Annotated in this window: 24 protein-coding genes; 18 read left to right on the top strand and 6 right to left on the bottom strand. The window is 74.3% G+C overall.

Translation table 11 applies throughout. The annotated features are described in order from the left end of the window. Window positions 1-20: 20 nt before the first annotated feature. The gene (locus tag GCL84_RS28420) at window positions 21-605 is read left to right on the top strand and encodes a hypothetical protein (RefSeq protein WP_156758647.1); all 585 of its coding nucleotides are present in this window, start codon (window positions 21-23) and stop codon (window positions 603-605) included. Window positions 606-663: 58 nt separating this feature from the next. Beyond that, a complete protein-coding gene (locus tag GCL84_RS28415) occupies window positions 664-1,086 on the top strand; it encodes a VOC family protein (protein ID WP_156758646.1) in 423 nt (140 codons plus the stop codon). A 15-nt stretch (window positions 1,087-1,101) separates the two neighbouring features. Here GCL84_RS28415 and GCL84_RS28410 read toward each other — a convergent pair whose 3' ends face one another. Continuing rightward, entirely contained in the window at window positions 1,102-1,938 is an 837-nt protein-coding gene (locus GCL84_RS28410) for a class I SAM-dependent methyltransferase (protein ID WP_197523572.1), read from the bottom strand. Window positions 1,939-2,021: 83 nt separating this feature from the next. Next, a complete protein-coding gene (locus GCL84_RS28405) occupies window positions 2,022-3,227 on the bottom strand; it encodes an MFS transporter (protein ID WP_156758644.1) in 1,206 nt (401 codons plus the stop codon). A gap of 244 nt (window positions 3,228-3,471) precedes the next feature. Here GCL84_RS28405 and GCL84_RS28400 point away from each other — a divergent pair, with 244 nt between their 5' ends. Together GCL84_RS28400 and GCL84_RS28395 are read left to right on the top strand one after the other, a co-directional pair. After that, a complete protein-coding gene (locus tag GCL84_RS28400) occupies window positions 3,472-5,727 on the top strand; it encodes a terpene synthase family protein (RefSeq protein ID WP_156758643.1) in 2,256 nt (751 codons plus the stop codon). Window positions 5,728-5,823: 96 nt separating this feature from the next. After that, a complete protein-coding gene (locus tag GCL84_RS28395; RefSeq protein ID WP_156758642.1) occupies window positions 5,824-6,483 on the top strand; it encodes a hypothetical protein in 660 nt (219 codons plus the stop codon). Between the two features lie 159 nt (window positions 6,484-6,642). Here GCL84_RS28395 and GCL84_RS28390 read toward each other — a convergent pair whose 3' ends face one another. Then, window positions 6,643-7,236 (bottom strand): hypothetical protein, encoded by a 594-nt coding sequence (locus tag GCL84_RS28390; RefSeq protein WP_156758641.1) that lies wholly within the window; start codon window positions 7,234-7,236, stop codon window positions 6,643-6,645. A gap of 154 nt (window positions 7,237-7,390) precedes the next feature. Here GCL84_RS28390 and GCL84_RS28385 point away from each other — a divergent pair, with 154 nt between their 5' ends. Further along, entirely contained in the window at window positions 7,391-8,077 is a 687-nt protein-coding gene (locus GCL84_RS28385; RefSeq protein ID WP_197523571.1) for a TetR/AcrR family transcriptional regulator, read from the top strand. On the opposite strand, the gene GCL84_RS30865 is transcribed toward GCL84_RS28385, so the two are convergent. Continuing rightward, window positions 8,052-9,941, bottom strand: coding sequence for a sigma-70 family RNA polymerase sigma factor (locus tag GCL84_RS30865; protein ID WP_156758639.1), 1,890 nt, complete (start codon window positions 9,939-9,941; stop codon window positions 8,052-8,054). The two genes, GCL84_RS28385 and GCL84_RS30865, sit on opposite strands and share 26 nt — an antisense overlap. Beyond that, complete coding sequence (locus GCL84_RS28375) at window positions 9,938-10,261, bottom strand: YciI family protein (protein WP_156758638.1); 324 nt, start codon at window positions 10,259-10,261, stop codon at window positions 9,938-9,940. Before GCL84_RS28375 ends, GCL84_RS30865 begins: the two co-directional genes overlap by 4 nt. 141 nt (window positions 10,262-10,402) lie before the next feature. On the opposite strand from GCL84_RS28375, the gene GCL84_RS28370 reads away from it, so the two are divergent. The 11 genes from GCL84_RS28370 (at window position 10,403) to GCL84_RS28320 (ending at window position 20,851) form a co-directional block, all read left to right on the top strand. Next, window positions 10,403-11,038: a DUF998 domain-containing protein gene (locus GCL84_RS28370; protein ID WP_156758637.1), complete on the top strand. Its 636-nt coding sequence runs from the start codon at window positions 10,403-10,405 to the stop codon at window positions 11,036-11,038. Between the two features lie 185 nt (window positions 11,039-11,223). Further along, window positions 11,224-11,592 (top strand): histone-like nucleoid-structuring protein Lsr2, encoded by a 369-nt coding sequence (locus GCL84_RS28365; protein WP_156758636.1) that lies wholly within the window; start codon window positions 11,224-11,226, stop codon window positions 11,590-11,592. A gap of 414 nt (window positions 11,593-12,006) precedes the next feature. Beyond that, complete coding sequence (locus GCL84_RS28360) at window positions 12,007-13,575, top strand: amidohydrolase (protein ID WP_156758635.1); 1,569 nt, start codon at window positions 12,007-12,009, stop codon at window positions 13,573-13,575. 127 nt (window positions 13,576-13,702) lie between these two features. Beyond that, a complete protein-coding gene (locus GCL84_RS28355; RefSeq protein WP_156758634.1) occupies window positions 13,703-14,863 on the top strand; it encodes a sensor histidine kinase in 1,161 nt (386 codons plus the stop codon). Beyond that, a complete protein-coding gene (locus tag GCL84_RS28350; RefSeq protein WP_156758633.1) occupies window positions 14,860-15,513 on the top strand; it encodes a response regulator in 654 nt (217 codons plus the stop codon). Before GCL84_RS28355 ends, GCL84_RS28350 begins: the two co-directional genes overlap by 4 nt. Window positions 15,514-15,667: 154 nt before the next feature. Then, window positions 15,668-17,266, top strand: a complete 1,599-nt coding sequence (locus tag GCL84_RS28345; RefSeq protein WP_156758632.1) for a FixH family protein — start codon at window positions 15,668-15,670, stop codon at window positions 17,264-17,266. A 13-nt stretch (window positions 17,267-17,279) separates the two neighbouring features. Then, a complete protein-coding gene (locus GCL84_RS28340; RefSeq protein ID WP_235926813.1) occupies window positions 17,280-18,428 on the top strand; it encodes a hypothetical protein in 1,149 nt (382 codons plus the stop codon). Next, window positions 18,428-18,952 carry a hypothetical protein gene (locus tag GCL84_RS28335; RefSeq protein WP_156758631.1) on the top strand — a complete coding sequence of 175 codons (525 nt, stop codon included), beginning with the start codon at window positions 18,428-18,430 and terminating at the stop codon, window positions 18,950-18,952. Before GCL84_RS28340 ends, GCL84_RS28335 begins: the two co-directional genes overlap by 1 nt. A gap of 113 nt (window positions 18,953-19,065) precedes the next feature. Beyond that, entirely contained in the window at window positions 19,066-19,470 is a 405-nt protein-coding gene (locus tag GCL84_RS28330) for a cold-shock protein (protein ID WP_156758630.1), read from the top strand. Between the two features lie 11 nt (window positions 19,471-19,481). After that, window positions 19,482-19,994, top strand: a complete 513-nt coding sequence (locus GCL84_RS28325) for an MOSC domain-containing protein (protein WP_235926812.1) — start codon at window positions 19,482-19,484, stop codon at window positions 19,992-19,994. Window positions 19,995-20,005: 11 nt separating this feature from the next. Further along, window positions 20,006-20,851, top strand: a complete 846-nt coding sequence (locus GCL84_RS28320; protein ID WP_156758628.1) for a hypothetical protein — start codon at window positions 20,006-20,008, stop codon at window positions 20,849-20,851. Here GCL84_RS28320 and GCL84_RS28315 read toward each other — a convergent pair. Then, window positions 20,814-22,370, bottom strand: a complete 1,557-nt coding sequence (locus tag GCL84_RS28315; protein ID WP_156758627.1) for a class I adenylate-forming enzyme family protein — start codon at window positions 22,368-22,370, stop codon at window positions 20,814-20,816. The genes GCL84_RS28320 and GCL84_RS28315 overlap by 38 nt on opposite strands. A gap of 128 nt (window positions 22,371-22,498) precedes the next feature. On the opposite strand from GCL84_RS28315, the gene GCL84_RS28310 reads away from it, so the two are divergent. Both GCL84_RS28310 and GCL84_RS28305 read left to right on the top strand, forming a co-directional pair. Next, window positions 22,499-22,909 carry a type III secretion system chaperone family protein gene (locus tag GCL84_RS28310; protein WP_156758626.1) on the top strand — a complete coding sequence of 137 codons (411 nt, stop codon included), beginning with the start codon at window positions 22,499-22,501 and terminating at the stop codon, window positions 22,907-22,909. Window positions 22,910-23,470: 561 nt separating this feature from the next. Beyond that, entirely contained in the window at window positions 23,471-25,102 is a 1,632-nt protein-coding gene (locus tag GCL84_RS28305) for a sensor histidine kinase (protein WP_156758625.1), read from the top strand. Window positions 25,103-25,143: the final 41 nt, after the last annotated feature.

Below are 25,143 nucleotides of genomic sequence, written 5' to 3'. Positions count from 1 at the left end.
CCGGTTTGTATGGTTCCCGCATGGCGAGACCGAAGAAGCGCAAGAACCGCAAGCGAAACCGGGGCAAGGCCCCCGCCGCGGCGGCGCCGTACACCCCGCCGATGGCCCAGACCCAGCCGCCCGCCCGGGCGGGCCTCATCACCGCCGCGGTCATCGGCTGGTTCTGCCTGTTCCCGCTCTTCTGGTACGTCCTGGCCCCCCTCATCAGCGCGGGCATCGGGGAGGTCCCCGTCGTCAACACCATCGCGGGCTGGCTCCCCGGCGGCCTCGCGGCCGTCTACACCGGCGTGCTGCTGATGGTCTGGGAGGGGCTGCCGAAGCCCTCGCGGGACCGGCAGACGGCTATCGCGATCACGCTGTGGTGCCTCGGGCTGATCACGCTGCCGATGTTCGAGGCGGAGTTGTTCGTCGGGTACTTCGCGGGGCTGTACGCGAGCACGTTCGCGATGCTGGCGTGGATTCCGGCGTGGGGCCTGATCGCGGTGGCGCAGCGGCCGTTCACGCACACGTTCGCGCTGTCGCACGCCGCGCGCGGGTGGGGGTTGATCGCCGGGGCGGCGGCGACGCTGATGCTGGGCGCGGGCCCGATCCGGTACTGGTTCTAGGGCTGTCGCGCGCGCCGGGCGGGGCGTCGCTGTCGGTGCCCGGCGCTACCGTCGCCGCATGGCCTTCGACATCGATCTGACGCTCGACTGCGCGCACCCCACCGCGCTCGCCGCGTTCTACAAGCTCGCCCTCGGCTACGAGGACGAGCCGCCCCCGCCGCCGTTCGCCACCCGGGCGGAGTGGGTCGCCAGCTTCCCGCCCGACCCGGACGACACCGCTGACGACGGCGCCTGGCTGCGCGACCCGGACGGCGCGGGGCCGCGTCTGTGCCTGCAGCAGGTGGCCGAGCCCAAGACCGGCAAGATTCGCCTGCACCTGGACATCCGGGTCTCGCGCGGGGTCGAGCCGGAGCGCCGGTGGGCCGCGGTCACCGAGTCCGCCCAGCGGCTGGTCGCCGCGGGCGGGTCGGTGCTGCGCGAGGTCGACGAGCACCACATCGTCATGGCCGACCCGGAGGGCAACGAGTTCTGCCTGGCCTGACGCCGGGCGGCCGCGTCAGCGTCGTCCAGTGTGGACGGTCAAGGCGTGCAGGAAGAACACGTCCGGGCGGTGCTGGATGCCGTGGGGGGAGTCGGGGTCGAGCAGCACGTCCAGCGTCGCGCGGTCCTCGGCGCCGACGGCCTCGGAGGTCTGCCCGTGGCGCAGCCGCCAGCGGGCCAGCACGCGCTGCCGGTCCCCGGGGGCCAGCGGCGGGGGCAGGTCCACCAGGAACGTCCGGGTGCCGGTGTGGGCCAGGCCCGCCGCCGACAGCATCCCCGGCCAGTCCTCGACGGTCCGCGCCGCCCCGGGCAGCTCCGCGCGCATCGACCCGTACGCCGCCGAGCCCAGCGCCTCCAACCGCGTCTCCAGGTCCGGCGCGCCGATGCCGATGTCGCGCGGCAGGTGCCGGGCGCTGAGCCCGCCCTCCACGACGGCCAGCACGCCGCCGGGCCGCAGCAGGCCCGCCACCGCGGTCACCGCGGCCTGCTGGTCGCCGACGTGGTGCAGCGACCGGCTCGCCCAGACCAGGTCGGCAGGCCCCGGGTCGCCCAGCTCGTCGGGCAGCACCGCGCGCTGGGTGCGGAACCGGTCGCCGACGCCCAACCCGGCCGCGCGCTCGGCGGCCAGCGCCAGCAGCGACTCCTCCGGGTCGAGCGCGACGACCTCCGCGCCGGGGAACTCCTCGGCGAGCAGGCAGGCGGCCACGCCCGGCCCGCTGCCCACGTCGACCACCCGCGCCACCGGCCCGTCGACCAGGTCGCGCAGCCACGCCGCGGTCTGCCTGGTGTGCCCCTCGTGCAACTCGCCCTCGGCGATCAGGACCTCGACCATGTCCTCGGCCCCGAAGTCCATGTGCCCGTGCCCATGTCCGTGCCCGTGTCCGTGCTGATGTTCGTGGCTCCGCTGGTGTCCCATGGCGCCAGCCTGCCCCGGGGTCAGGAAGCGCGCAAACCTTCTTGCCGAGGCGGCAAAACGCGGGTGGCCAGCACCCGCCCCAGCACGAGCGTGAGCACCCCGGCCAGCACCACGCCGAGCAGGCCCACCCGCAGGCTCGCCGCGTCGGCCACCAGCCCGACCAGCGGCGCCGAGGCCAGGAAACCGATCCGCAGCACCCAGCTCACCACCGTCAGCCCGGCCCCCGGCGCCAGCCCCGGCACCTCGTCGGCCGAGTGCATCGCCGCGGGCACCAGCACCGCCGTGCCCAGGCCCGCGAGGGCGAACCCGGCCAGCGTCAGCCCCGTCGACGGCAACGCCAGCGCCGCGCCCATGCCCACCGCGGCCAGCGCCCCGCCGCAGCGGACCACCCGCCGCTGCCCGAACCGGTCGACCACCCGGTCGCCGAGCAGCCGCCCCGCGGTCATCGCCGTCTGCAGCGCCACGAACGCCAGCCCCGCCGCGGCGGCGCCCGCGCCCAGCTCGCCACCGAGGTAGAGCGCTCCCCAGGACGCGCCCGCGTCCTCGATGACCGCCCCGCAGCAGGCCAGCACGCCCAGCACCAGCACCACCCGCAGCGCGGGCGCGGTCCACCGGCCCGGCCCGTCGGCGGTCGCGGCGCGCTCGGCCTGGTCGTCACCGGGCAGCAGGAACCGCGCGGCCACCAGCGCGACCACGCAGAACAGCGCCGCCGAGACACCCAGGTGCGCCAGCAGGGAGGTGCCGAGACCGGCCGCCGCCGAGCCCATCAGCCCGCCGAGCACCGCCCCCACGCTCCACAGGCCGTGGAACGAGTTCACGATCGACCGCCCGTAGAGCCGCTGCACCCGCAGCCCGTGCGCGTTCTGCGCCACGTCGACGACGGCGTCCAGCGCCCCGGCCAGGAACATCGCCCCCGCGAACGCGAACCAGTTCGGCGCCACCGCCACCGACAGCACCGCCAGGGCCAGCAGCACGATCCCGTGGGCGGCCACCCGGCCCGACCGCAGCCTGGTGATCACCGCCGAGGCGAACAGCCCCGCCACCAGCGCCCCGGCGGGCATCGCCGCGATCGCGGCCCCCAGCTCGGCGTTCGACAGCCCCAGGTCGGCCTTCACCTGCGGGAAGCGCGGGACGAGGTTGGCGTAGAGGGCGCCGTTGGTCAGGAAGACGGCGGCCACCCCGGCGCGGGCGGCCCGCGCCTGGGGCGCGACGGTGTCGGTGCTCATGGCGCTTTCCGGACCGGGGGAGGGGACTCGGGGCACACTACCCAGTCCACGCGCGCCCGCCCGCGCCCGCGATGGGCGGGCCGGTGATCAACGGTGCGTCACCGGCCCGCCCGCCGTGCTTCCCGATCGGGTGGAAAGCGGGCGTGGATCTTGGCCAGACCTGGCGGAGTTGGTTGTCTTGCCCCGGAAAACCGGTGACAGAGCCGGGATCGCAGACCGCTCACGAGAGGCCGGGTGTCGCAGCATGCAGCCGTTCGAGCTGCCGGAGTTCTACATGCCCTACCCCGCCCGCCTGAACCCCAACCTGGACGGGGCGCGGGTGCACAGCAAGGCGTGGGCCTACGAGATGGACATGATCGACGTGCCGCAGAACGGCACGGTCATCTGGGACGAGCACGACCTCGACTCGCACGACTACGCGCTGCTGTGCGCCTACACCCACCCCGACTGCGATGGTCCCGAGCTCGACCTGATCACCGACTGGTACGTCTGGGTCTTCTACTTCGACGACCACTTCCTCGAGCTGTACAAGCGCACCAACGACTGGGACAACGCGCGCGCCTACCTCGACCGGCTGCGGCTGTTCATGCCCGTCGACGGCCCGATCACCGAGCAGCCCACCAACCCGGTCGAGGCCGGGCTGGCCGACCTGTGGGCCCGCACCGTGCCCGCGATGACCGCCGACTGGCGGCGCCGGTTCGTCGACAGCACCAAGGCGCTGCTCGACGAGTCGCTGTGGGAGCTGGCCAACATCAACGAGGGCCGCCTGTCCAACCCCATCGAGTACATCGAGATGCGGCGCAAGGTCGGCGGCGCGCCGTGGTCGGCCAACCTCGTCGAGCACGCGGCCAGGGCCGAGGTGCCCGCGGTCATCGCCGCCTCGCGGCCGATGCACGTGCTGCGCGACACCTTCTCCGACGCCGTGCACCTGCGCAACGACCTGTTCTCCTACGAGCGCGAGGTGCACGACGAGGGCGAGCTGAGCAACGGTGTGCTGGTCTTCGAGAAGTTCCTCGACGTCGGCACCCAGGAGGCCGCCGAGGCGGTCAACGACCTGCTCACCTCCCGGCTGCACCAGTTCGAGCACACCACGTTGACCGAGTTGGAGCCGCTGTTCGACGAGCACGCGGTCGACCCGGAAGGGCGGCTCAAGGTCCTCGCCTACGTCAAGGGCCTGCAGGACTGGCAGTCCGGCGGGCACGAGTGGCACATGCGGTCGAGCCGGTACATGAACAAGGACGCGGCCCAGGAGTCGTTCCCGCTCGGGCCCTCCGGCCTGGGCACCTCCGCCGCCCGGCTGGTCCCCGCGCTGCTGAGCTCCCTGGCCGAGCGCGCCCGCAGGCACGCCAACGTCCCCTTCCGGCCGATCGGCCCGATCACCAAGCCGCCCATCGACCTGCCGTTCGGCACCACCCTGAGCCCGCACCTGGACCAGGCCAGGGAGAACGTCGTCGAGTGGGGCGCCAGGATGGGCCTGTTCGAGCCGGTGCCCGGCGGCCCGCCGCACGAGGGCGTGTGGACCGAGGCCAAGATGCGCGACTACGACCTGCCGCTGTGCTCGGCGGGCATCCACCCCGACGCCTCGCCCGAGGAGCTCGACCTCACCTCCGGCTGGCTGGCCTGGGGCACCTACGGCGACGACCTGTACCCGGTCGTGTTCGGCCGCACCCCGGACATGGCCGCGGCCAAGGTCACCACCGCCCGCCTCAAGCAGCTCATGCCCGTCGACGGCCCGGCCACCGCGGTCCCCGCCTCGCCGCTCGAACGCGCCCTCGCCGACCTGTGGGTCCGCACCGCGGGTCCGATGACCAGGGAGAACCGCGCCGCCTTCCGCTCCGCGGTCGACGTCATGGTCGACAGCTGGGTGTGGGAGCTGGAGAACATGCACCTCAACCGCATCCCCGACCCGGTCGACTACATCGAGATGCGCCGCAGGACCTTCGGCTCCGACATGACCATGTCCCTGTCCCGCATCGGCCACGGCAAGCAGGTCCCGCCGGAGATCTACCGCACCCGCCCCATCCAGGCCCTGGAGAACTCCGCCGCCGACGTCGCCTGGATGATCAACGACATCTACTCCTACCAGAAGGAGATCCAGTTCGAGGGCGAGGTGCACAACCTCATCCGCGTCGTCGAGCACTTCCTCGACGCCCCGCTGGACCGCGCCATCGCGGTGGTCGGCGACCTCCTCGCCGCCCGCCTCGACCAGTTCCTGCACGTGATCGAGGTGGAACTGCCCGCCCTGTTCGAGGACTACTCGCTCGACCAGCAGGCCAGGCTGACCCTGGAGCAGTACGCCCAGGAGCTCAAGCACTGGATCGCGGGCATCCTCATCTGGCACGAGGACTGCCGCCGGTACGAGGAGGAGCACCTGCTGCGCCAGTTCGGCCACGAGTCGCCGGGCGCGGTCGGCGCTGGGGCCGCCGTCGCGTCGTGGCGGCTGCCGACGGGGCTGGGCACGTCGGCCGCCCGGTTGGCGCCGCCGGTCTCGGTGGGCTGAGGTCCCGCGCGGAGGCGGCTGCCCGGTCGCGGGCGGCCGCCGTCGCGTACCAGGTGGGCACACTGTGCCGGTCGATCGACAACGAGGGGACGAGCCGTGCTGGGGTTCGCCGCGCACCGCTGGCACGCGACCGCCGCGCGGGTCGTCGACGGCGGCGAACCGCTCTGCGTCGACCGGTTGGCCCGGCGCCCGCGACCGTCCCGGCGGAGGCTGCGGGCCGCGGTCCTGGCCGCCTCGCGGACCCCCTGGTTCACCCCGGTCGTCGAGGCGCGGGGGCAGTGGTCGGGGTGGCACCGGTTGGGGCCGCTGGGGCCCCGCTACACCTCGGTCGTGCCCGCCGACGCGGCCCTGGACGGGCCCGCGCGGCGGTTGTGCGCCGACGCGCGGCCGGTGCTGCTGGCGCACCCGAGCGAGGTGGCCGACCTCGTCGACCGGTTGGCGCACCGGGGACCGGTGATCCTGCGGCTGTCGACGGCCGAGGCGCACGACCACCACGGCAGCATGGCCACCCTGCACGACCCGGTCCTCGGGCCGATCGCCGCGCGGTTCCCGGCGTGCGCGCACTGGCACGTCCTGTGGCGCCACCTGCACCTCGCGGCGACACCGACCTCGCTCGTCCTGACGCCCCTCACCCGGCGCCCCGCGCCACGGATCGCCATTCCCCGGGGGCCGTTCACCCGGGTCGTGGTGTGCCGCAGGCACCGCACGCCGATCCTCATCACCGACCCGCGGCCACTGCCGCCCATCGAACCCTGATCGAGGCGGGAAAAGGGCGCGGTTGATTGTTGGCCGCTTTGTCGTCCCGGCGGTAATCGAATGCGGAAACGGGTCGGCCCGGCCCCCCGTCGGTGGTGGGGGACCGGGCCGCGCCCCGGGGCCTGAACCCGTTTTCCCTGCCCCGGGGCAGCGGGCGTGCTACTTGGCCTTGAGGTCGATCGAGATGGGGTTGTCCTTGCCGACGACGAGAAAGTTGATGATCTCGGTGTCGACGAAGCAGTCCGCGAACTTGGGCAGCGTGTAGCTGCCGGTCAGCGTCCCGCCCACGGCCGGGTTGAAGCCGGGGCCCGACGTGAGCGAGATCCGCACCGGCTCGGTGGCCTTGCAGTTCGGCAGCGGGATGCCGATGTCGAAGTGGCCGACCTCGGTGATCTGCACGGTGAAGTCGCCGGACACGTCCACGACGCCCGCGTTGATCGTGCCGGAGAGCGGGCCGTTCTGGGTGACCTTGACCTTGGCGTGGGTGTCCAGGATGCCCGCCAGCAGGAACTTGGTCTTGGTCTCCGGCAGGTCGATCGAGCCGGTGATGTTGCCCTGCTGCAGGTCCGTCTCGACGGTGGCGGTGCCGGGGCCCAGCGGCAGCGTGGCGCCGAGGCCGGTCAGGTCGGTCGAGCCGGTGGCGTCGTAGCTGATCTCCACCGGCGCGGCGCTCGAGGGGGTGGCCGTGGCGAACAACGCCCCGACGGCGGCCACGCTGGCGACCGCTACGCCCGCCGATCGCACACTACGCACGCGCATTCTCGTTGCTCCTGTCGTCTTGGAAACATCCATGTTTCCAAGAGAGGAAAGCATGTCGTGCGACGTGGGCGCAAATGTGAGAAATTTAGTTGTCCCATGGTGAAAACATGCGGGACGGCCGCTGTGGGGCGGTGATAAAGTGCGCAGCGTGAATTCCAGCCAGGCTGGGCGCAGCCCGCGCCAGTTACCCAGGGGCAGGCACGGGCTCAGCCGGGAGGACATCGCCGCCTCCCAGCGGGGCAGGTTGATCGGGGCCGTGCTGCGGGTCGTGGCCGCCAAGGGCTACGCCAACTCCACGGTCAACGACATCGTCGGCGGGGCCGAGGTGTCGCGCCGCACCTTCTACGAGCACTTCCACGACAAAGAGGCGTGCTTCCTGGCCGCGTTCGACACCGCTGTCGCCGATGTCAGCGTCTCCCTGCGCGACGTGCTCGACCCCGTCGCCCGCGACGACTGGCCCGCCCGGGTCAGCCTGTCCTGGCGGGCTTTCCTGGCCGCGCTGGCCGAGGACCCCGACGCCGCGTGGTCGCTCTACATCGAGACGCTGTGCGCGGGCCCGGAGCTGGTCAAGCGCACCACGGCGGTCAACCGGGCCTTCGCCGACGTCTTCCGCGAGCTGCACCGCCGCGCCCGCGAGAGCGACCCGAGGGTGCGGCAGGTGACCCCCGCGACGTTCGACCTCTACATCGGCGGCACCGCCGAACGCATCCGCGACTGCCTGCACACCAAGGGGGCGCAGGCGCTGCCGGACCTCGAGCCGATGTTCACCGACACGGCGATGCTGTTCTTCGAGCACGCCCCCGGCGCGGTCACCGGCGCAGCAGGCCCAGCGTGAGCCCCGCCGGGTCCAGCGCCTTGGTCGCCTGCTTGAACAGCGACTCCGCCCGCTCGTAGGACAACCGCCCCGCCCCGCGCCTGGAGCGGAAGACCGGCCCGGTCTCCCTGCCCGCCAACAGCTCCGCCAGCAGCCGCGCGGTCGCCGCGCGCCAGGACACCCACCCCGCGCCGACGCGGGCCCTGCGGTCGTCGAGGTCGAGCTGCTCGACGTCGAGCGCGAGCACCGTGCGCACCGGCGCCCCGGACTCGTGCAGCATCCGCCACAGCGCCAGCTCCCGCACCGGGACGTCCAACGTCCACAACAGAGCCACCTGCTCCGGTGGCAGCGGCGGGACCCGGTGGCGCGTCTCGGGTCTGCGGTCGATGTCGGCGGCCAGGTCGGGCAGCCGCGCCCACGCGCAGAACGTGCGCACCGCCGAGCGGTGCCGGTTCCAGGTCTTGGCCGCCGCGCCCGACCACGCGAGGTCGAACACCCGGGCGAGGTCCCCGGCGGTGATCGCGTCGACGGCGTGGGCGTCGCCGAGCGCGCGGCGCACCCGGCCCAGCGTCTGGCCGTAGGAGCGCAACGTCGTCGGGTCCAGGTCCGTGCGCGCCAGGAAGGCCTCGGCGCTGGCGCCCAGGGTGGGGCGGTCCTGGGCCGGGAGGTCGGCGGCGCGGCGCAGCAGGAACTCGCGCTCGGCGGCGTTGTCGGTCAGCGCCGCGGCGCGCTCGAACTCGACGCGGGCCTCGGCGGGCCGGTCCAGCCGGGCCAGCAGGTCCGCGCGCACGACGGGCAGCGGGTGGTAGTCGCGCAGCGACGGCTCGGCGCGCAGCCGGTCGACGAGGTCCAGCCCGGCGGCGGGGCCCCGCGCCATGCCCACCGCGACGGCCTGGTTGAGCCGCACGACCGGGGTGGGCAGCAGCCGCGCCAGCGCGTCGTAGAGCCCGGCGATCCTGGCCCAGTCGGTGTCCTCGGCCGTGGCCGCCTGCGCGTGGCAGACCGCGATCGCCGCCTGCAGCACGTACGGGCCCGGTGGTCGGCCGAGGTCGCGGGCGCGCAGCAGCGCGGCGAACCCGCGCCGGATCAGCAGCCGGTCCCACCGGCCCCGGTTCTGCTCGTGCAGCGCCACCGGCGCCCCGGTCGCGTCGGTGCGCGCCGCCGACCGCGACGCCTGGACCTCCATCAGCGCCACCAGCCCGTGCGCCTCCGGCTCGCGCGGGGCGAGCGCGGCGAGCAGCCTGCCCAGCCGCAGCGCCTCCCGGACCAGGTCCAGGCGCACCAGGTCGTCGCCCGCAGTGGCCGAGTAGCCCTCGTTGAAGGTCAGGTAGACGACCTCCAGGGCGGCGGCGACCCGGTCCGAGGCGTCCCGCGGCACCTCGACCGGCACCCCGGCCAGCGCCTCCTTGGCCGCCGCCACGCGCTGCGCGACGCGCTGCTCGGTGGTGAGGAAGGCGCGGGCGATCTCGGCGGTGGACAGGCCCGCGGCCAGCCGCAGGGTCAGCGCCACCCGCTGCTCGGTGGGCAGCACCGGGTGGCAGGTGAGCAGGACGAGGCGCAGCGCGTCGTCCTGCTCGGGCCCGTCCCGCTCGTCCTGGTCCGACCCGGCCACCTGGTCGGGTCGGACCAGGTGCTCCTTGGCCCGCTCGAACCGCTGGGACCGCCGGAGGTGGTCGACGGCGCGGCGCTTGGCGGTGGTGACCAACCAGGCGGCCGGGTTGTCCGGCACGCCCGCGCGCGGCCACTGCGCCAGCGCCGCGACCAGGGCGTCCTGGGCCAGCTCCTCGGCGAGGCCGACGTCGCGCACCACCCGGGTGAGCGCGCCGACCACCGCCGCGGACTCCAGCCGCCAGACCGCCTCGACCGCCCGGCGGGCGTCGGTCACGGCCCGAAGACCTGCTGGATGACGCTCTTGCCGTCACCCACGATCCGCCGGAACCGCCTGGTCAGCTCCACGGCCTCGGCCACCGAGCCCACCTCGACCAGCGCGAACCCGCCCACCGCCTCCTTGGCCTCGGTGAACGGGCCGTCGGTCACGGTGATCTCGTCGCCGACCGAGCGCACCTCGATCGCCGCCGGGTCCAGCCCGCCGGTGGCCAGCAGCACGCCCGCCGCCGACAGCTCCTCGACGAACCTGCCCATCTCCACCATCAGCGCCTCGTCGGGGGTGGAGTCGTCCGCCATCGACATCATCAGGAACCGCATCGCATGTGCCTCTCGCCAACCGGCGGCATCTCCGCCGAACACCCACACGTCGAACGAAGCCTATGACAGGGAACGCCGTGCGTTCCCTGTCATAGGACCCGGACGACGGTGGTGCAGATCCCCGGACAGGAAGGCACCACGATGACCACTCAGACCGCCGTTCCCGCAGCTCGGCCCGCCACCCGCGGCACGACCACCCGTTCGCTGGCCGGTCTCGCCGCCGCCGCCCCGCTCTGGGCGGGTGTCTCGCTCGCCCAGGCCGCCACCCGCGAGGGCTTCGACCTCACCCGGCACCCGCTCAGCCAGCTCGCCACCGGCTCGCTCGGCTGGCTGCAGGTGGCCAACTTCGTCGCGGCGGGCGCGCTCATGGCCTTCGGCGCGGTCGGCCTGCGCGCCGCCGTCGGCAGCCGGTGGACGGCGCGGCTGGTCTTGGTCGCTGGCCTCGGTTTCGTCGCCGCGGGCCTGCTGCCGATGGACCCCGGGAACGGCTTCCCGGTCGGCGCGGGCGCGCCCACCGCGATGTCGTGGCACAGCGTGGGGCACATGGCCGCGGGATCGGTCTCGTTCCTGGCCCTCGCCGCCGCCTGCCTCGTGCTCGCGCGGCACTTCCGCCGCGGCGGCGACCAGCGGCGGGCGGTGGCCTGCGCGGTGGCCGGGATCGCGCTCGCGGCAGGTGATCTGTGGGCGATGAGCGGCGGCGCGGCCGGGTCCGCGACGCTGGCGATCGGCGCGGTCTGGGCGATGGGACAGCTCTCCTGGGTCGCGGCCAGGGCGTGAGCCAATCCGTTTCGCTTATTCCCGCGTGTTAGACCGCCCGGTTCGACTAAGCGTGATCGGGATTACGCCGAGTCGGTGTCGAAGTCGGTCGGTGCGGAAGTCGACCGATCCGCGCATGGCGCTTTGCGCTGAGATGTGCTCCAATATTCCGAAGAGATCCGACCGTTTCCGCAATAGGGTGTGTCATGGCGCAGAAGACGATCGTGCAGCTGTTCGACGACTTGGACGGTTCGCCGGGTGAGGACATTCGCCCGATCGAGTTCAGCCTCGACGGCGTGCATTATGAAATCGACCTCAGCGAGCGCAACGCCTCCCGGCTGCGGGAGGAGTTGGCGGAGTTCGTCAACGCCGCGCGCCGCACGGGTGGCCGGGTGCGCCGGGGCGGGGCGCCCGCCAAGGGCGTCGGCGAGGCGCGCAGCAAGGAGCAGACCAGGGCCATTCGGGACTGGGCCAGGCAGAACGGCCACGACATCTCCGAGCGCGGTCGCATCCCGTCCGCCGTCGTCGAGGCCTTCGAGGCCGCGCACGCCAAGCAGCAGCGCCGGGCCTCCTGACCCGGGCGCGGACATCGCTCGGCTTTCCGGCCGGACCCTCGGCAGCCATCGGGTCCGGCCGGAATTCTGTTCACGGCGGCCCTGCTTATAGCACTGCGCCATCCGCTGCCGCTTCCGGGGTCGACTCGGATCGACCGCTGTTCCCCGTGGCTTGTTCCCGCGACCGCTCATGGGCCGGTCGGGTCATCATCGGCTATGCCCGCGCGCTATGCCGGGCCGCTCCGATGCCGGGGGTAACGGCGACCGGCGCCAGACGAAACCGACGCCCGACCGCGCCGCCGCGGCCAGTGCGGCGGCGCCCGACCGCGGTCGGCAACGGGCTTTTCCCGGGCCGATTCAGCATGGAATACGCCGGTCCGCCGGTTTCGCCGCACCCCTGATTTCCGCCGGGAATCCACCGCTAGGCTGCCCGCCATGCTGGATCTGCTGCTGGTGGGCGGCCGGTTCGCGACCCTGGACCCGGGCAGGCCGCACGCGCGCAGCCTGGGGATCTGGCGCGGCCGGGTCGTGGGGCTCGACGAGCAGGTGGCGGGCCTGCCGGCCCGGCGCACGGTCGACCTGCGCGGCGCCGTCGTCCTGCCCGCCTTCCTCGACCCGCACGTGCACCTGGCCTGGACCGGCCTGGCCGCCGGGTCGGCCTCGGTCGCCGCCGAGACCACCGTCGCGGGCCTGCTGGCCGCCGTGCGCGCCGCCGCGGCGACCAGGGCTCCGGGGGAGTGGGTCGACGTCGCGGGCTACGACCAGCGCAGGCTGGGCAGGCACGTCACCGCCGCCGAACTCGACACCGTCGCCGCCGGTCGGTGGGTCAACCTGGTGCACGACTCCGGGCACGCCTGCGTCGTCGACTCCGCGGTGCTGGCCCGGCTGCCCGCGGGCACCCCGCACCGCGACGGCCTGCTCGTCGAGGCCGCCGCCGGGGCCGTGCGCGCGCTGCGCCAGCCCTACGCCGTGACCGAGCTGGTCGACGCGATCGAGCGGGCGGGCCGCCAGTGCCTGTCCGAGGGCGTCACCGCGGTCTCCGAGGCGGGGATCGGTGGCGGCCTGATCACCCACAGCCCGGTCGAGCTGGCCGCCTACCAGCGCGCCGAGGAGCGCGACCGGCTGCCGGTGCGGGTGCGGCTGATGGTCGCGGGCGCCCTGCTGCGCCCGGTCGGCGCGCACGCGGGCGACGGCGTCGCCCGCGCGATGGACCTGGGCCTGCGCACCGGCTTCGGCGGCGACCGGCTGTCCATCGGCGCGCTCAAGGTCTTCACCGACGGCGGCATGATGGCCCGCACCGCCGCCCTCACCGCCCCGTACGTCGGCGGCGACGGGGCGGGGGAGCTGTACGCGCCGGAGGCCGACCTGCGCGCGGTCGTCGTCGACGGCCACCGGGCCGGGTGGCAGCTGGCCGTGCACGCCATCGGCGACCGCGCCGTCGACGTGGCGCTGGACGCGGTGGAGGCGGCGCAGACCGCCCACCCCCGGCCCGAGGCCAGGCACCGGGTCGAGCACGCGGGCCTGGTGCGGCCCGACCAACTGGCCCGGTTCGCCGCGCTCGGGGTCACCCCGGTCGTGCAGCCCGCGTTCCTGTGGTCCTTCGGCGACGACTACGCCGCGGTCATGGGGCCCGACCGGGCCCCCTGGCTCTACAGAGGACAATCCTTTGTGGAGGAAGGAGTGCGTCTGGTCGGCAGTTCCGACCGGCCGGTGACCACCGGGGCCCCGCTGCGGGCCATGCAGTTCATGCTCGACCGCACCACCGGCGGCGGGCACCGGGTCGGCCCGGCGGAGGCGGTCTCCCCGGCCACCGCCGTGCGCGCCTACACCACCGAGGCAGCCTGGGCCTGCCACTGGGAACGCGACCTGGGCGCGCTGACCCCGGGCGGCCTGGCCGACCTGGTGGTGCTCTCCGCCGACCCGCACGTGGCCCCGCCCGCCGACATCGGGGTCCGCGCCACCGTTGTCGGCGGTCGCGTCGCGTGGGGCGAGGAGCTGTTCTGATCTCAGATGCCGGTGCGTGGCTTCGACGGTCGATATCGGGGGGCGGGCCGTTGCTGTCGGCGGGGGCGCCGGGTGGGGAAGAGGTGTTCTGAACCCGCGCACCGCCGCGGGGTGCCAAGCTGAGACCGTGACGGATACGGCTGTTGTGCTGCGGCGGGAATCGCTGGTTGTCGCGGTGCTCTGCGCTGTCGCCGACACGGGCGTGCTCTTGCTGCTGTGTCCAGATCTGGGACAGGGCTGGGGGCCCGCGGTCGTCGCGGCGGTGGTGCTGGCCGATCTCGCGCTGGCCACCCCGGACCGGTTCTCCGGCTGGGTCGCCGCCGCGCACGCCGCGCTGCTGGTGCTCGGACCGATGCTGCTGTCCCCGGTGGGCTGGTACCGCGGCGGCAACGAGACCGGGCTGCTCGTCGCCGGGTACCGGGCGGGCGCGTGGCTCGGCCTGGGCCAAGCCGCCACCGTGCTCGCGGTGCTGCTCGCCGGGTCGGTCGTCGGGCGGTGGGCCTACCCGCAGTCGGAGACCGCGGCGGACTGGCGGTTGATCGCCCTGCACGCGCTGACGACCGTCTGCCTGCCGTGGCTGGTGGGCCGCAACACCACCGCCCGCCGCGGCCACCTCGCCGAACTCGAGCAGCGGGCGGCCACCCGGGCCAGGGAGGAGCAGGCCGCCGTGCGCCGCGCCGTCGCCGACGAGCGCACGGCCATCGCCCGCGACCTGCACGACGTGATCTCCCACCACGTCAGCGCGATCGGCGTGCACGCGGGCGCCGCCCGGCTCGGCCTGGGCGCGGCGGCGGAACCGGTCGGCCGTTCGCTGGTCGCGGTGGAGACCGCCAGCCGCTCGGCCATGGCCGACCTGCGCCGCCTGCTCGACGTCCTGCACCACGGCGACGACGCCACCCGCCAACCCGGCCTCGACGACCTCGACGGCCTGGTGGCGGGCACGACCGCCGCGGGACTGCGCACCCGCCTCACCACCGAGGGACCGGCCACCCCCGTGCCCCAGTCGGTGGACGTCGCCCTGTACCGCATAGCCCAGGAGGCGCTCACCAACGCGCTGCGCCACGGCGGCGGCGAGTCCGCGCAAGTCACCCTCGCCAGGGAGGAGACCACTGTCGTGCTCACCGTCGCCAACGACATGAGCCGGGTCCCCCGCGCCGACCAGGCAGGCGTCCACCGCGGCCTGACCGGCATCCGCCACCGCGTCGCCCTGTTCGGCGGCGCGGTCACCTGCGGCCCCGACGGGCCTGACTGGGTCGTCCGCGTGACGGTTCCCTTGGAGGCCAGGTGACCACGAGCGTCCTGCTCGCCGACGACCACGCCATGTTCCGCTCCGGCATGCGCGCCGTGCTCGACACCCAACCCGACCTCGAGTGCGTCGCCGAGGTCTCCGACGGCATCGCCGCCGTCCGCGAGACCGCGCGGCTCAAGCCCGACGTGGCCGTGCTCGACGTGCGCATGCCCCGGCTCGACGGGCTCGCCGCCCTCGAGGCCATCCTGTCCGCGCCGGGCAACCGGACCCGGGTGCTCGTGCTGACCACCTACGACCTCGACGAGTACCTGTACAAGGCGCTGAGCCTGGGCGCCAGCGGGTTCCTGCTCAAGAGCCTGCCCCCGGAGGAACTGGCCTCCGCGGTCCGCGTCGCCGCCCGCGGCGACGCGCTGATCGACCCCTCGGTGACCCGGCGGCTGGTGGCCAGGTTCACCGCCACCCTGGCCCCGGCCCCGTTCCCGGACGTCCCGGACCGGCTGACCTCGCGCGAGCACGAGGTGCTGCTGCTCGTCGCCGACGCGCTGAGCAACGCCGAGATCGCCGCGCGGTTGCACATCGGCGAGGAGACGGTGAAGACCCACGTGTCGCGGGTGCTGGCCAAGCTGGGGCTGCGCGACCGGGTGCACGCGGTCGTCTACGCCCACCGGCGCGGGCTGGTGCGCCGCTGAGCGTCCTGGTTCGGTCACGGCGCCCCGCTCGCCGGTGGCGGGCACCGGCACGGACCGGGTGCGCCGCGGAGCCCCCCGCATCCCTCGCACGAGGGACCCAAGATCCCCTGCCGCCGGGACGAGACCCACACCGGCCGTCGCTATGGTCGGCGGTGTGCTGCGACGCGCGCTGACCGCGACCCTCCTCCTCGGGGTGCTCCTCCTCTGCGGGGCCGGGACCGTGGCGGTGGCCGACGGCGGCCCGGTCGGGGCGGACCTGCACATCGCGCAAACGCTTGGGGCCCAAGAGTTCACAGTGGTCGTCCGCCGGGTCGACGGGGCGCCCGCGCCGGTCGTGGTCGATGTGTTCGGCCACTCGGAGGCCTCGACCGACCTGCGGTTGCGGACGCTGTCGGCCGGGCGGGAGCACTCCCGGGCAGCGCTCACCGTCAGCGACGGTCCTGCCTCCACCCGGTTGGACGTTGACTCCTTCGGGGCCTGGGAACTGGAGATCAGCGACGGTGAGCACACCGGGCTGATCCCGTTCACCGTGCCGGAGCGGATCACCCCCGCGTGGGAGCGCTTCACCTACGGCGGCTTCGTCGGCGCGGGCGGGTTCCTCCTGCTGTCGCTGGGACTCGCGGTGCGCCGGGGCGCGGGGCCCGCGGCGGCGGTCTCCGTCGCGGGCGTCGTGGTGTGCCTGACGGTCGGGGTCACCTCGGCGCTGCTCTCGGCCACGATCCCGGTCGCCGCCCCGCCGCTGGACGGTGTCCGCCCGCCGGTGAACATGGCCGTCGAGCAGACCGCGGACAACGGGGTCGTGCTCCGGCTCACCGACGGCTCGACCGGCCTGCCCGTCGACGACCTCCGGGTCGAGCACGCCGCCCTCATCCACCTCACCGTCGTGACCCCGGACGGGGACCTGCTGCACCTGCACCCGGTCCGCACCGCGCCGGGCGCCTACGCCGCGACCATCCCCGCGACCACGCCGGGCCGCCACGCCCTGGCCGCGGAGCTGTCCCGGGCGGGCGCCGGGGTCCAGCAGGTCCGCTCCTCGGTCGAGCTGGCCGGGCGCTCGCCCAGGCCCGCCCCCGCGGCCGCCGACCTGGACGTGGGCGAACCGGTCGCCGGGCAGCCCGCCCGGCTCACGGCCGACTTCGGCGGCGCGGCGGACCTGCAGCCCTGGCTGGGGATGCGCGGGCACCTGGTCGTCGTCGGCCCGCTGCGCGCGGGCCCGGTCGGCGCCGCCGCGCTGGAGGCCCCGGTCTGGGCGCACGGGCACGCGATGGTCGACCCGACGCCGGGCGCGGTCGGGGGGACGCCGGACGAGTCGGTGGCCGCCTACGAGCCCGTCGTCGACTTCACCTTCACCTTCCCCCAGCCCGGCCGCTACCGCGCCTGGTTCCAGGCCGAGCGCGACTACCGGGTCCTGACCGCCGCCACCGACATCCAGGTGGGCGAGCGCACGTCGACGGCCGCCGGGTTCGCGATCTCGCTGGACTCCGCCGGGCTGTCCACACGAGACCCGGCAGTGACCGTCTCGGTCACCGGCGCGGGCGGCGCGCCGGTCGACGGCGCGGAGGTCAGCCTCACCGCGGTCATGCCGGAGATGGGCCACGCCACGCGGTCCGTCCGCGCGGGCGCCGACGGGCCGGGCCGCTACCGCGCGGCCGCGGCCGGGCTGAGCATGCCGGGCGGCTGGGAGTTCACCGTGACCGTGCGCAAGGACGGGGCCGAGCGGACGGCCGTGTTCCCGGTGCGGGTCGACCCGTGAGAGAGGAGCCAAGATGACGGCAGGGGACGCGGCGGCGGGGTTCGCCCCGCCGCGCGCCGCGAGCGCCGGGCTGGTGGTGGCCAAGGGGCTGCCCAGCGCGCTGGCGCTGCTCAGCGGGTCGCTGTTGACGCTCATCGGGTTGACGTGGGACGTGCAGTGGCACACCGACGTCGGCCCGGACACGTTCTTCACGCTGCCGCATCTGTTCCTCTACGCGGGCAGCGCCCTCGCCGGGCTGTCCAGCCTGGGCGTGGTGCTGGCCGCGACCGTGGCGCAGCGGGCCGGGCGCGAACTGGACCCGGCCGTGGGCGGGCGCGCGGTGGCGGTGCTGCGCGGGGTGTTCGCCGCGCCCATCGGGCACCTCGTGGCGGGCTCGGGGGCGGCCTCGTTCCTGCTCTACGGCCTGTGGGACCAGTGGTGGCACGGGCTCTACGGCTTCGACGCGGTGATCGACTCGCCGCCGCACATCGGGCTGCTGCTGTCGGTCATGGCGACAATGGTCGGCACCGTCATGGTCTTCGCCGCCGCCAAGGACCGGCGCTGGGGCCAGGTCGGCACGGTGGTCTCGCTCGGCGTGCTCGCCGCGTTCTCCACGATCGTGGTCCTGGGGCTGACCGGGGTCGGCGGCGCGGTCGACGCCGTCAGCGCCGGACTGGCCTGGTTGATCGTGCTGCTGGTCCTCACCGCGGCGGGCTTCGCCACCCGGCCGGGGATCGCGGTCGCCGTGGCGGGCGCGCTCGCGGTCATCCAGCTCGTCGGCTGGTGGTTCTCCCCGTGGGCGACGCACGTCTACGCCGAGGCGGTCGGGCTGCCGATCCGCGACTACATCCGGGGCGTGCCGGTGATGCCCGCGCTGATGCCGATGGCGCTGCTGCCCATCGCCGCGCTCGTCGAGGTCCTCGTCGGGCGGGCGCGCCGGACCGGGGCCCGGTGGCTGCCCGCCGCGACCGGGGCGCTCGCCGGCGCGCTCGTCGCCGGGCTGCAGGGCGTGCAGGACGCGCTCGTCTACGGCTACGCCGTGCCCGGCCTGGCCGCGATCGCCCCCACCGCCGCGGCCGGGCTGCTGCTCGGCGCCCTCGCGGGCGTCCTCGGCTGGCGCTTCGGCCGGATGCTGCGCCTGGTCAACCCCGCCCGGACCACGTCAACGAGCAAGGAGGCGTGATGCGTCGCGCGCTCACCGCACTCGCCGCCGCAGTCGGCCTGCTGGTCGCGTCCGCCCCGCAGGCGGGCGCCTACGAGCCGGTCAACATCGTCCACACCGAGAAGGTGCAGGCGGGCCCGTACGCCCTCACCATCGGGTTCAGCACGTGGCCGCTGCGGGCGATGCAGTCGCTGGACTGGACGTTCGCCCCCGAGGGCGGCATCGCGGACAAGTCGGGGACGCTCACGATGACCGCCCCCGGCCAGGCGAAGGAGGGCAGGCAGCGGCCGCTGGCCAAGCACCCGCGCAAGCTGGAGGTGTGGGGCCTGGACATCAAGTCCGTCGACAGCCCGGGGGACTGGACGGTGCGCTTCCGAGTCGAGGGCCCGCAGGGGCCCGGCGAGGGCGCCCTCACCGGGCTGCGGGTGCTCGAGCAGCCCGGCCCGCCGATGGCGCTGAGCTGGTCGGTGAGCACGCTGCCGCTGGTCGGGTTGGTGGCGTTCCTGGCCGTCGCGTGGCGGCGCACGCGGGGGGTGGCACAATGAGCGCAGGCGCCGTCCCGGCGGGTGTTCGACGTGCCGGGGTCAGGGAGGCGACCAGAGGTGGCGCGCGGCCCCGGTGAGCGGCCGCGCCCGAGCGATGTGATGTGGTGGGTGACGTGGCGACAGGCACAGTGGTGAAGTTCGACCAGGTTCGCGGGTACGGCTTCGTGGCGAACGACGCTGGTGGGGACGACATCTTCCTGCACGTGAACGACCTCGAGTTCGACAAGCACCTGCTGAACGCGGGCTCGCTGGTGGAGTTCGAGGTGGAGGACAGCCCGCGCGGGCCCAAGGCCTTCGGGGTCAGCCTCGTGGGCCGCTCGACCGCGGCGCCGCAGCGCGTCTCGGCCGCGGGCGGCGAGGACGACGTGCTCTGCGACTTCATCCCGGCGGGCGAGTTCTCCGCCGAGGTGACCGAGGCCCTGCTGAACTCGGTGGGCAGCCTGACCGGCGAGCAGATCCTCGGCGTGCGCCGGGCGATGGTCAAGCTCGCCGAGGGCCACGGCTGGCTCGGCGACTAGCGGCACGGGTGGTGGCGCTGGCAGTCACCCCCGTGCACGCCTACGCGGGCAGGCCCACCGAGCCGCCCGCGCCTGACCCGTGCCCGATCTCGGTCGACCGGGGCGAGGTCCGCGCGGGCCTCGGCCTGGTCGGCGACCGGTACTTCAACCAGCGGGCGCACCGGCTCGCCGCCGTGTCGCTGCTCGACGCGGACGCCCTCGACGAGGTGGCGGCCGAACTCGGCGTGCCCGCGTTCGACCCGCTCCTGACCCGCCGCAACGTGATCCTGCGCGGCGTCGCCGTGGACGCCCTCGCCGCCACCCGCGACCGCCCGGGCGCGGTGTTCAGCGTGGACACCGGAGCCGGGCCCGTCCGCTTCCGCGCCCACCGCCCCGCCAGCCCCTGCCGCTGGATGGACACCCGCCTCGCCGAAGGCGCTTTCCGCGCGCTGCGCCACCGCGGCGGCGTGCGCTGCGTCCCCCTCGACGACGGCGTGCTGACCGTCGGCGCGGCCGAGGTCATCGTGTTGGATCATCCACAGTAGAGGGAGCCGGAATGGCGGAGCTGTTGTACGTCACCGACCTCGCCTACCCCGCCCGCGGCCGCCGCTACGGCGACGAGGACGTCTTCCTGACCGCCCGGCTGCGCGAGCACTTCACCCTCGCCCTGTGCCACCCGCTGGACGCACGGGCCATGATGGACCGCTTCGACGCCGTGGTCGTCCGCAACAGCGGCCCCTCCCTGCACCACCGCGAGGAGCACCAGGCGTTCCGCGACGCCGCCCTGGCCGCCGGGGTGAAGGTCTACAACCCGCTGACGGGGCGGGGGGACATGGCGGGCAAGCAGTACCTCGTCGACCTGACCGCCGCGGGCCACCCGGTCATCCCCACCGTGGACCGCGTCGAGGACGTCGACCGCCTGCCGGAGAGCCCGTCGTACGCGGTGAAGCCGAAGGCGGGGGCGGACTCGATCGGCCTGGAGTTCCTGCCCCGGGCGGAACTCGAGCGGGTCGGCCGGGGTGTCCTGATCCAGCCCGAGGTCGACTTCCGGTACGAGGTGTCCTTCTACTACGTCGACCACCGGTTCCAGTACGCCCTGCACGCGCCGGACCCCGCCAGGCGCTGGGTGCTGGAGCCCTACCAGGCCAGCGCGGCCGACCTGGGGTTCGGGCAGCGGTTCATCGAGTGGAACACGCTCGCCCACGGGGTCCAGCGGGTCGACGCCTGCCGCACCCGGGACGGGGACCTGCTGCTGGTCGAACTGGAGGACCACAACCCGTACCTGTCCCTCGACCGGGTCCCCGGGCCGACCCGCGAGGCGTTCGTGGCCGCCCTGGTCGACTCGCTGCGCGGCTTCCTCGCGGTCACCCCGCCGAGAGCTGGTCGCGCAGCTCGCGCTTGAGGACCTTGCCCGCCGCCGACACCGGGATCGACGGCACCAGGCGGACCTCGCGCAGCCGCTTGTACGGGACCACTCGCGCGTTGACCGCCTCCTGGATCGCCTCGGCGGCGACGTCGGGGGAGCGGGGGACGACGAAGGCCACCGGCAGCTCGCCCACGTCCGGGTCGGGCCTGCCGACGACCGCGGCGGCGACCACGTCCGGGTGGGCGGCCAGCAGCTCCTCCAGCTCGCGCGGGTAGACGTTGTACCCCTTGTACAGCAGCATGTCCTTCTTGCGGTCGACGATCCACAGGTGGCCGTCCTCGTCGAGGACACCGATGTCGCCGGTGTGCAGCCAGCCGTCGACGATCGTCTCGGCGGTCGCGTCCGGGCGCCCGTGGTACCCGCGCATGACCTGGGGCCCGCGGACGCAGACCTCGCCGCGCTCGCCCGCGGGCAGCGGGGCGCCGCCCTCGACGGGGACGACGCGCACCTGCGTGCCGGGGAGGGGGACACCGACCGAGCCGGTCTTGCGCAGGCCCGATCGGTGCGCGGGCGCCGAGGTGGCGCACATGGTCACCTCGGTGAGCCCGTAGCCCTCGACGATGACCGCCGCGGGCATCAGCTCCGCCAGCCGCCTGGCCATGGCCACCGGCATGGGGGCCGCGCCGGAGCCGATGGCGCGCACCGAGGACAGGTCGCGCCCGGCGATGTCCGGGCAGGCCAGCAGCGCGGCGAACAGCGCGGGTGCCCCGCCGATCGAGGTGACCCGCAGCCGCTCGGCCTCGGCCAGGTAGGCCGCCGGGTCGAGGCGGTCGTGCAGGACCACGGTGGTCCCGGTGAGCACGGGGGCGTTGAGGCCCGCGATCGTGCCCATGGCGTGGAACCACGGGGTGAGGTTGATCGCGATGCCGGAGCCGAGCCGCACCGGCCACTCCGCCGGATCACCCACCTGGTCCAGGGTGAGCCCGCCGTCGCCGTCGAGCCGGGGCACCGACCCGGTCGTCCAGCACGCGTACTGCAGCAGGTTCGCCACGACGGCGGCGTGCGGCAGCCGCACGCCCTTGGACACCCCGGTCGTGCCGCCGGTGTAGGCGATGTGGGCCAGGTCGGCCGCCGGGTCGACGGCCAGCGGGGGCGGGGCGTCCGGCATGTCCACGCCCAGGCCGGGCACCTCGGCGGCGGTCAGCTCCATGGCCGCGCCCGCGTCCTCGACCTGGGCGCGCGCCGCCCGCTCCGGCAGCAGCGGGTTGACCGGCACGAACGTCGCCCCGGCCAGCAGCACGCCGTAGTAGGCGACCGGGAACTCCAGGCAGTTGGGCATCCGCAGCGCCACCCGGTCACCGGGGCGCAGGCCGCGGGCGCGCAGGCCGTTGGCGGTGCGGGCGGCGGCGGCGCCGAGCTCGGCGAAGGTGATCGAGTCCGCACCCCTGGCGAAGGCCGTCCTGGCGCCCCAGCGGCGGGCCGCGCCGAGGACGACGGCGGCGGTGTGCGTCGAGGGGTGGTCCAGCCGGTCGGGCAGTCCGGGCGCGTTCGACATCGAGCCTCCCCAGTGGACGGTCCGCCCACGTCGAGGTCCTTTCCCCCTCCGACTCAACACGATCGGCACACCGCGCACAAGCCCGCCTGCGGTCCCTGCCGGTGATCGACTCGGCGTAGGCTGGTCGCATGGAGTCGCACTGGGCGGACCTCGTCCGATACGTCCGCGAGCAGCACACGGTCCTCGAAGAGCACGAGGACGAGATCCGCATCGAGTTCAAGTTCGAGCAGTACGACGAGGAGGACGAGCGCAGCCAGGTCATCGTCCTGCTGCGCGAGGTGCTCGACAACCAGCACGAGTGGGTGCAGATCGCCAGCCCCGTCGGCCTGGCGGCCCAGGTCGACCTGGCGGCCCTGCTGCGCGAGGTCGGCCACGGCTCGGTCGCCTGCGGCGCGGCGATCATGGGCGAGCACGTCGTGCTGCGGCACTCGCTGCCGCTGCGCGACCTGGACATCCACGAGTTCGAGGACCCGCTGGCGCTGCTGGCGGGCACGGCCGACTCCATCGAGGAGATGTTCTTCGGGGGCGACAGCTACTGACGCGACGCCTGCCGCGCCCGGCTGCGGCACGCGCCTGACCCGTCACGCACCGTTGTCGCCCGCCGTGCTCGACTCGCCCGGTCGGCCCTTGACAGTCCACCTCGGACCGCGAGAGGGCCGGCCGGGCTTATTTCCCCCGAACGGCCGCGCCCCGGCCGGACCCGGGCAGGCTGCGTCATCGGCCAACCGGGGGTTACCGGCATCGCCTTACACGTTCGGGTGAATAACGCGGTTCCTACTCCACGGTACCCGTCCGCTCGGCCCTTTCCCTTGCGGCGAAGGGAAAGCGAGCCCTTGTGCCCCGATGTACGGTAGGCGCCTCTTGGATCGCTTACCCCATTCGGACTACCGCACAAGACCACCCGAATACGGACGGAACCGGCGTGATGCCCCCACCCCGGCGACCGTCCCCCGCCCCCGGGTGGCGGCTCGGGCGCCGGGCACCGCGCCGCCCGCCGAGCCGCCCCCCGGAGGCGATCAAGGCGCCCGCCCGCTCCGGCCGTAAGCTCGCCTGCGACCAGGCGGGCCCCGGCCCGCGCCAACCCGAGGCGAGGACCGCCCATGAGCCAGCAGCCCCCGAGACGGCGACGGAAACGGGCGGGCCGGTGGTCGCTGCGCCGCCGGTCGGCCATCGCCTCGGTCATCGTCGTCGGCATCTTCGCGGTGGCCATCGGGGCGGTCGCCGTGGCCATCGGCGGCCTCTCCGACGCCCGGCTGCGGCTGCTCGACCGCGCCGGGCCCACCGTGGTGGCCGCCGAGCAGCTCACGACGGCCCTGGTCGACCAGGAGACCGGGGTGCGCGGGTTCGCGCTCACCGGCAGGTCGGAGTTCCTCACGCCGTTCGCGGGCGGGCAGGAGCGCTTCGAGCAGGCGCGCGCGACGCTGTCCCAACTGCTCGCCGACGGCACCACCCCGCGCGCGCAGGCCGAGTTCGACGAGTCGATCCGGCGGATCGAGGCGTGGCGCACGCAGTTCGCCCTGCCCGCCGTCGAGGGGGCGCGCGACGGCGCGGTGACCACCGACGCCGAGGCGGGCAAGGTGCTCTTCGACCAGGCCAGGCAGTCGCTGACCACCCTGCGCGCCGCCCTGGAGGCCGACCGCCTCGCCAGCCGCACGGCGCTCAACGACTCCTCGGCGTCGCTCGTGCTCACCACCGTGGTCACGCTGGGCGCGCTGCTGCTGCTCGTGGTGTTCGCCGCGGTGCTGCTGCGCTCGGCCGTCGTCGTGCCGCTGTCGCGGCTGACCGGGCAGGTGCGGCTGGTCGCCGACGGCGACTTCGAGCACAAGGTCGAGGTGCAGGGGCCGTCGGAGATCACCGACCTGGCCGACGACGTGGACGTGATGCGGGCGCGCATCCTGCACGAACTGGAGGTGCTGCGCCGGACCAACGTCGAGCTGGACGTGCGCACCGAGGACCTCAAGCGGTCCAACGCCGAGCTGGAGCAGTTCGCCTACGTCGCCTCGCACGACCTGCAGGAGCCGCTGCGCAAGGTCGCCAGCTTCTGCCAGCTCCTCGAGCGCCGCTACGCCGACAAGCTCGACGACAACGCCCGCCAGTACATCTCGTTCGCCGTCGACGGCGCGCGCCGCATGCAGGTGCTCATCAACGACCTGCTGGCGTTCAGCCGCGTCGGCAGGCACACCGGCAAGCACGCCGACGTCGAGGTGGCCGTGCTGATCGAGTCCGCCGAGCACAACCTGACCGCGGTGCTGGAGGAGACCGGCGCGGTCGTCGAGCGCCCGGACGGCCTGCCCACGGTGCGCGGCGAGGTGCCGCTGCTGACGGCGGTGTTCCAGAACCTCATCGGCAACGCGGTGAAGTTCCGCGGCGAGGCGCCGCCGGTGGTGCGCGTCGGCGTCGAGCGCGACGGCGCCGACTGGGTGTTCGCCGTGTCCGACAACGGGATCGGTGTCGAGCCGCAGTTCGCCGAGCGGGTCTTCGTCATCTTCCAGCGCCTGCACGGCAAGGACGCCTACCCGGGGACCGGCATCGGCCTGGCCATGTGCCGCAAGATCATCGAATTCCACGGCGGGCGGATCTGGCTGGACACCGAGCACGCCGAGAGCGAGCGCGGCGGCACCACGATCCGCTTCACCCTGCCCGCCATCGAGGAGCACGAGCCCGCGCGGGAAGCCGATCCCGCGGGCGGCGCGGGGAACGCCGAGCAGTCGGACAGCGCCGAGAAGTCCTGACCGGCCACGGGCTTGCGGCAGGTCGAGGGCCCGCGCCGATC

Source organism: Actinokineospora pegani (assembly GCF_009745975.1).
GTDB lineage: Bacteria > Actinomycetota > Actinomycetes > Mycobacteriales > Pseudonocardiaceae > Actinokineospora > Actinokineospora pegani.
This window is presented reverse-complemented; position numbering and strand designations above follow the sequence as displayed.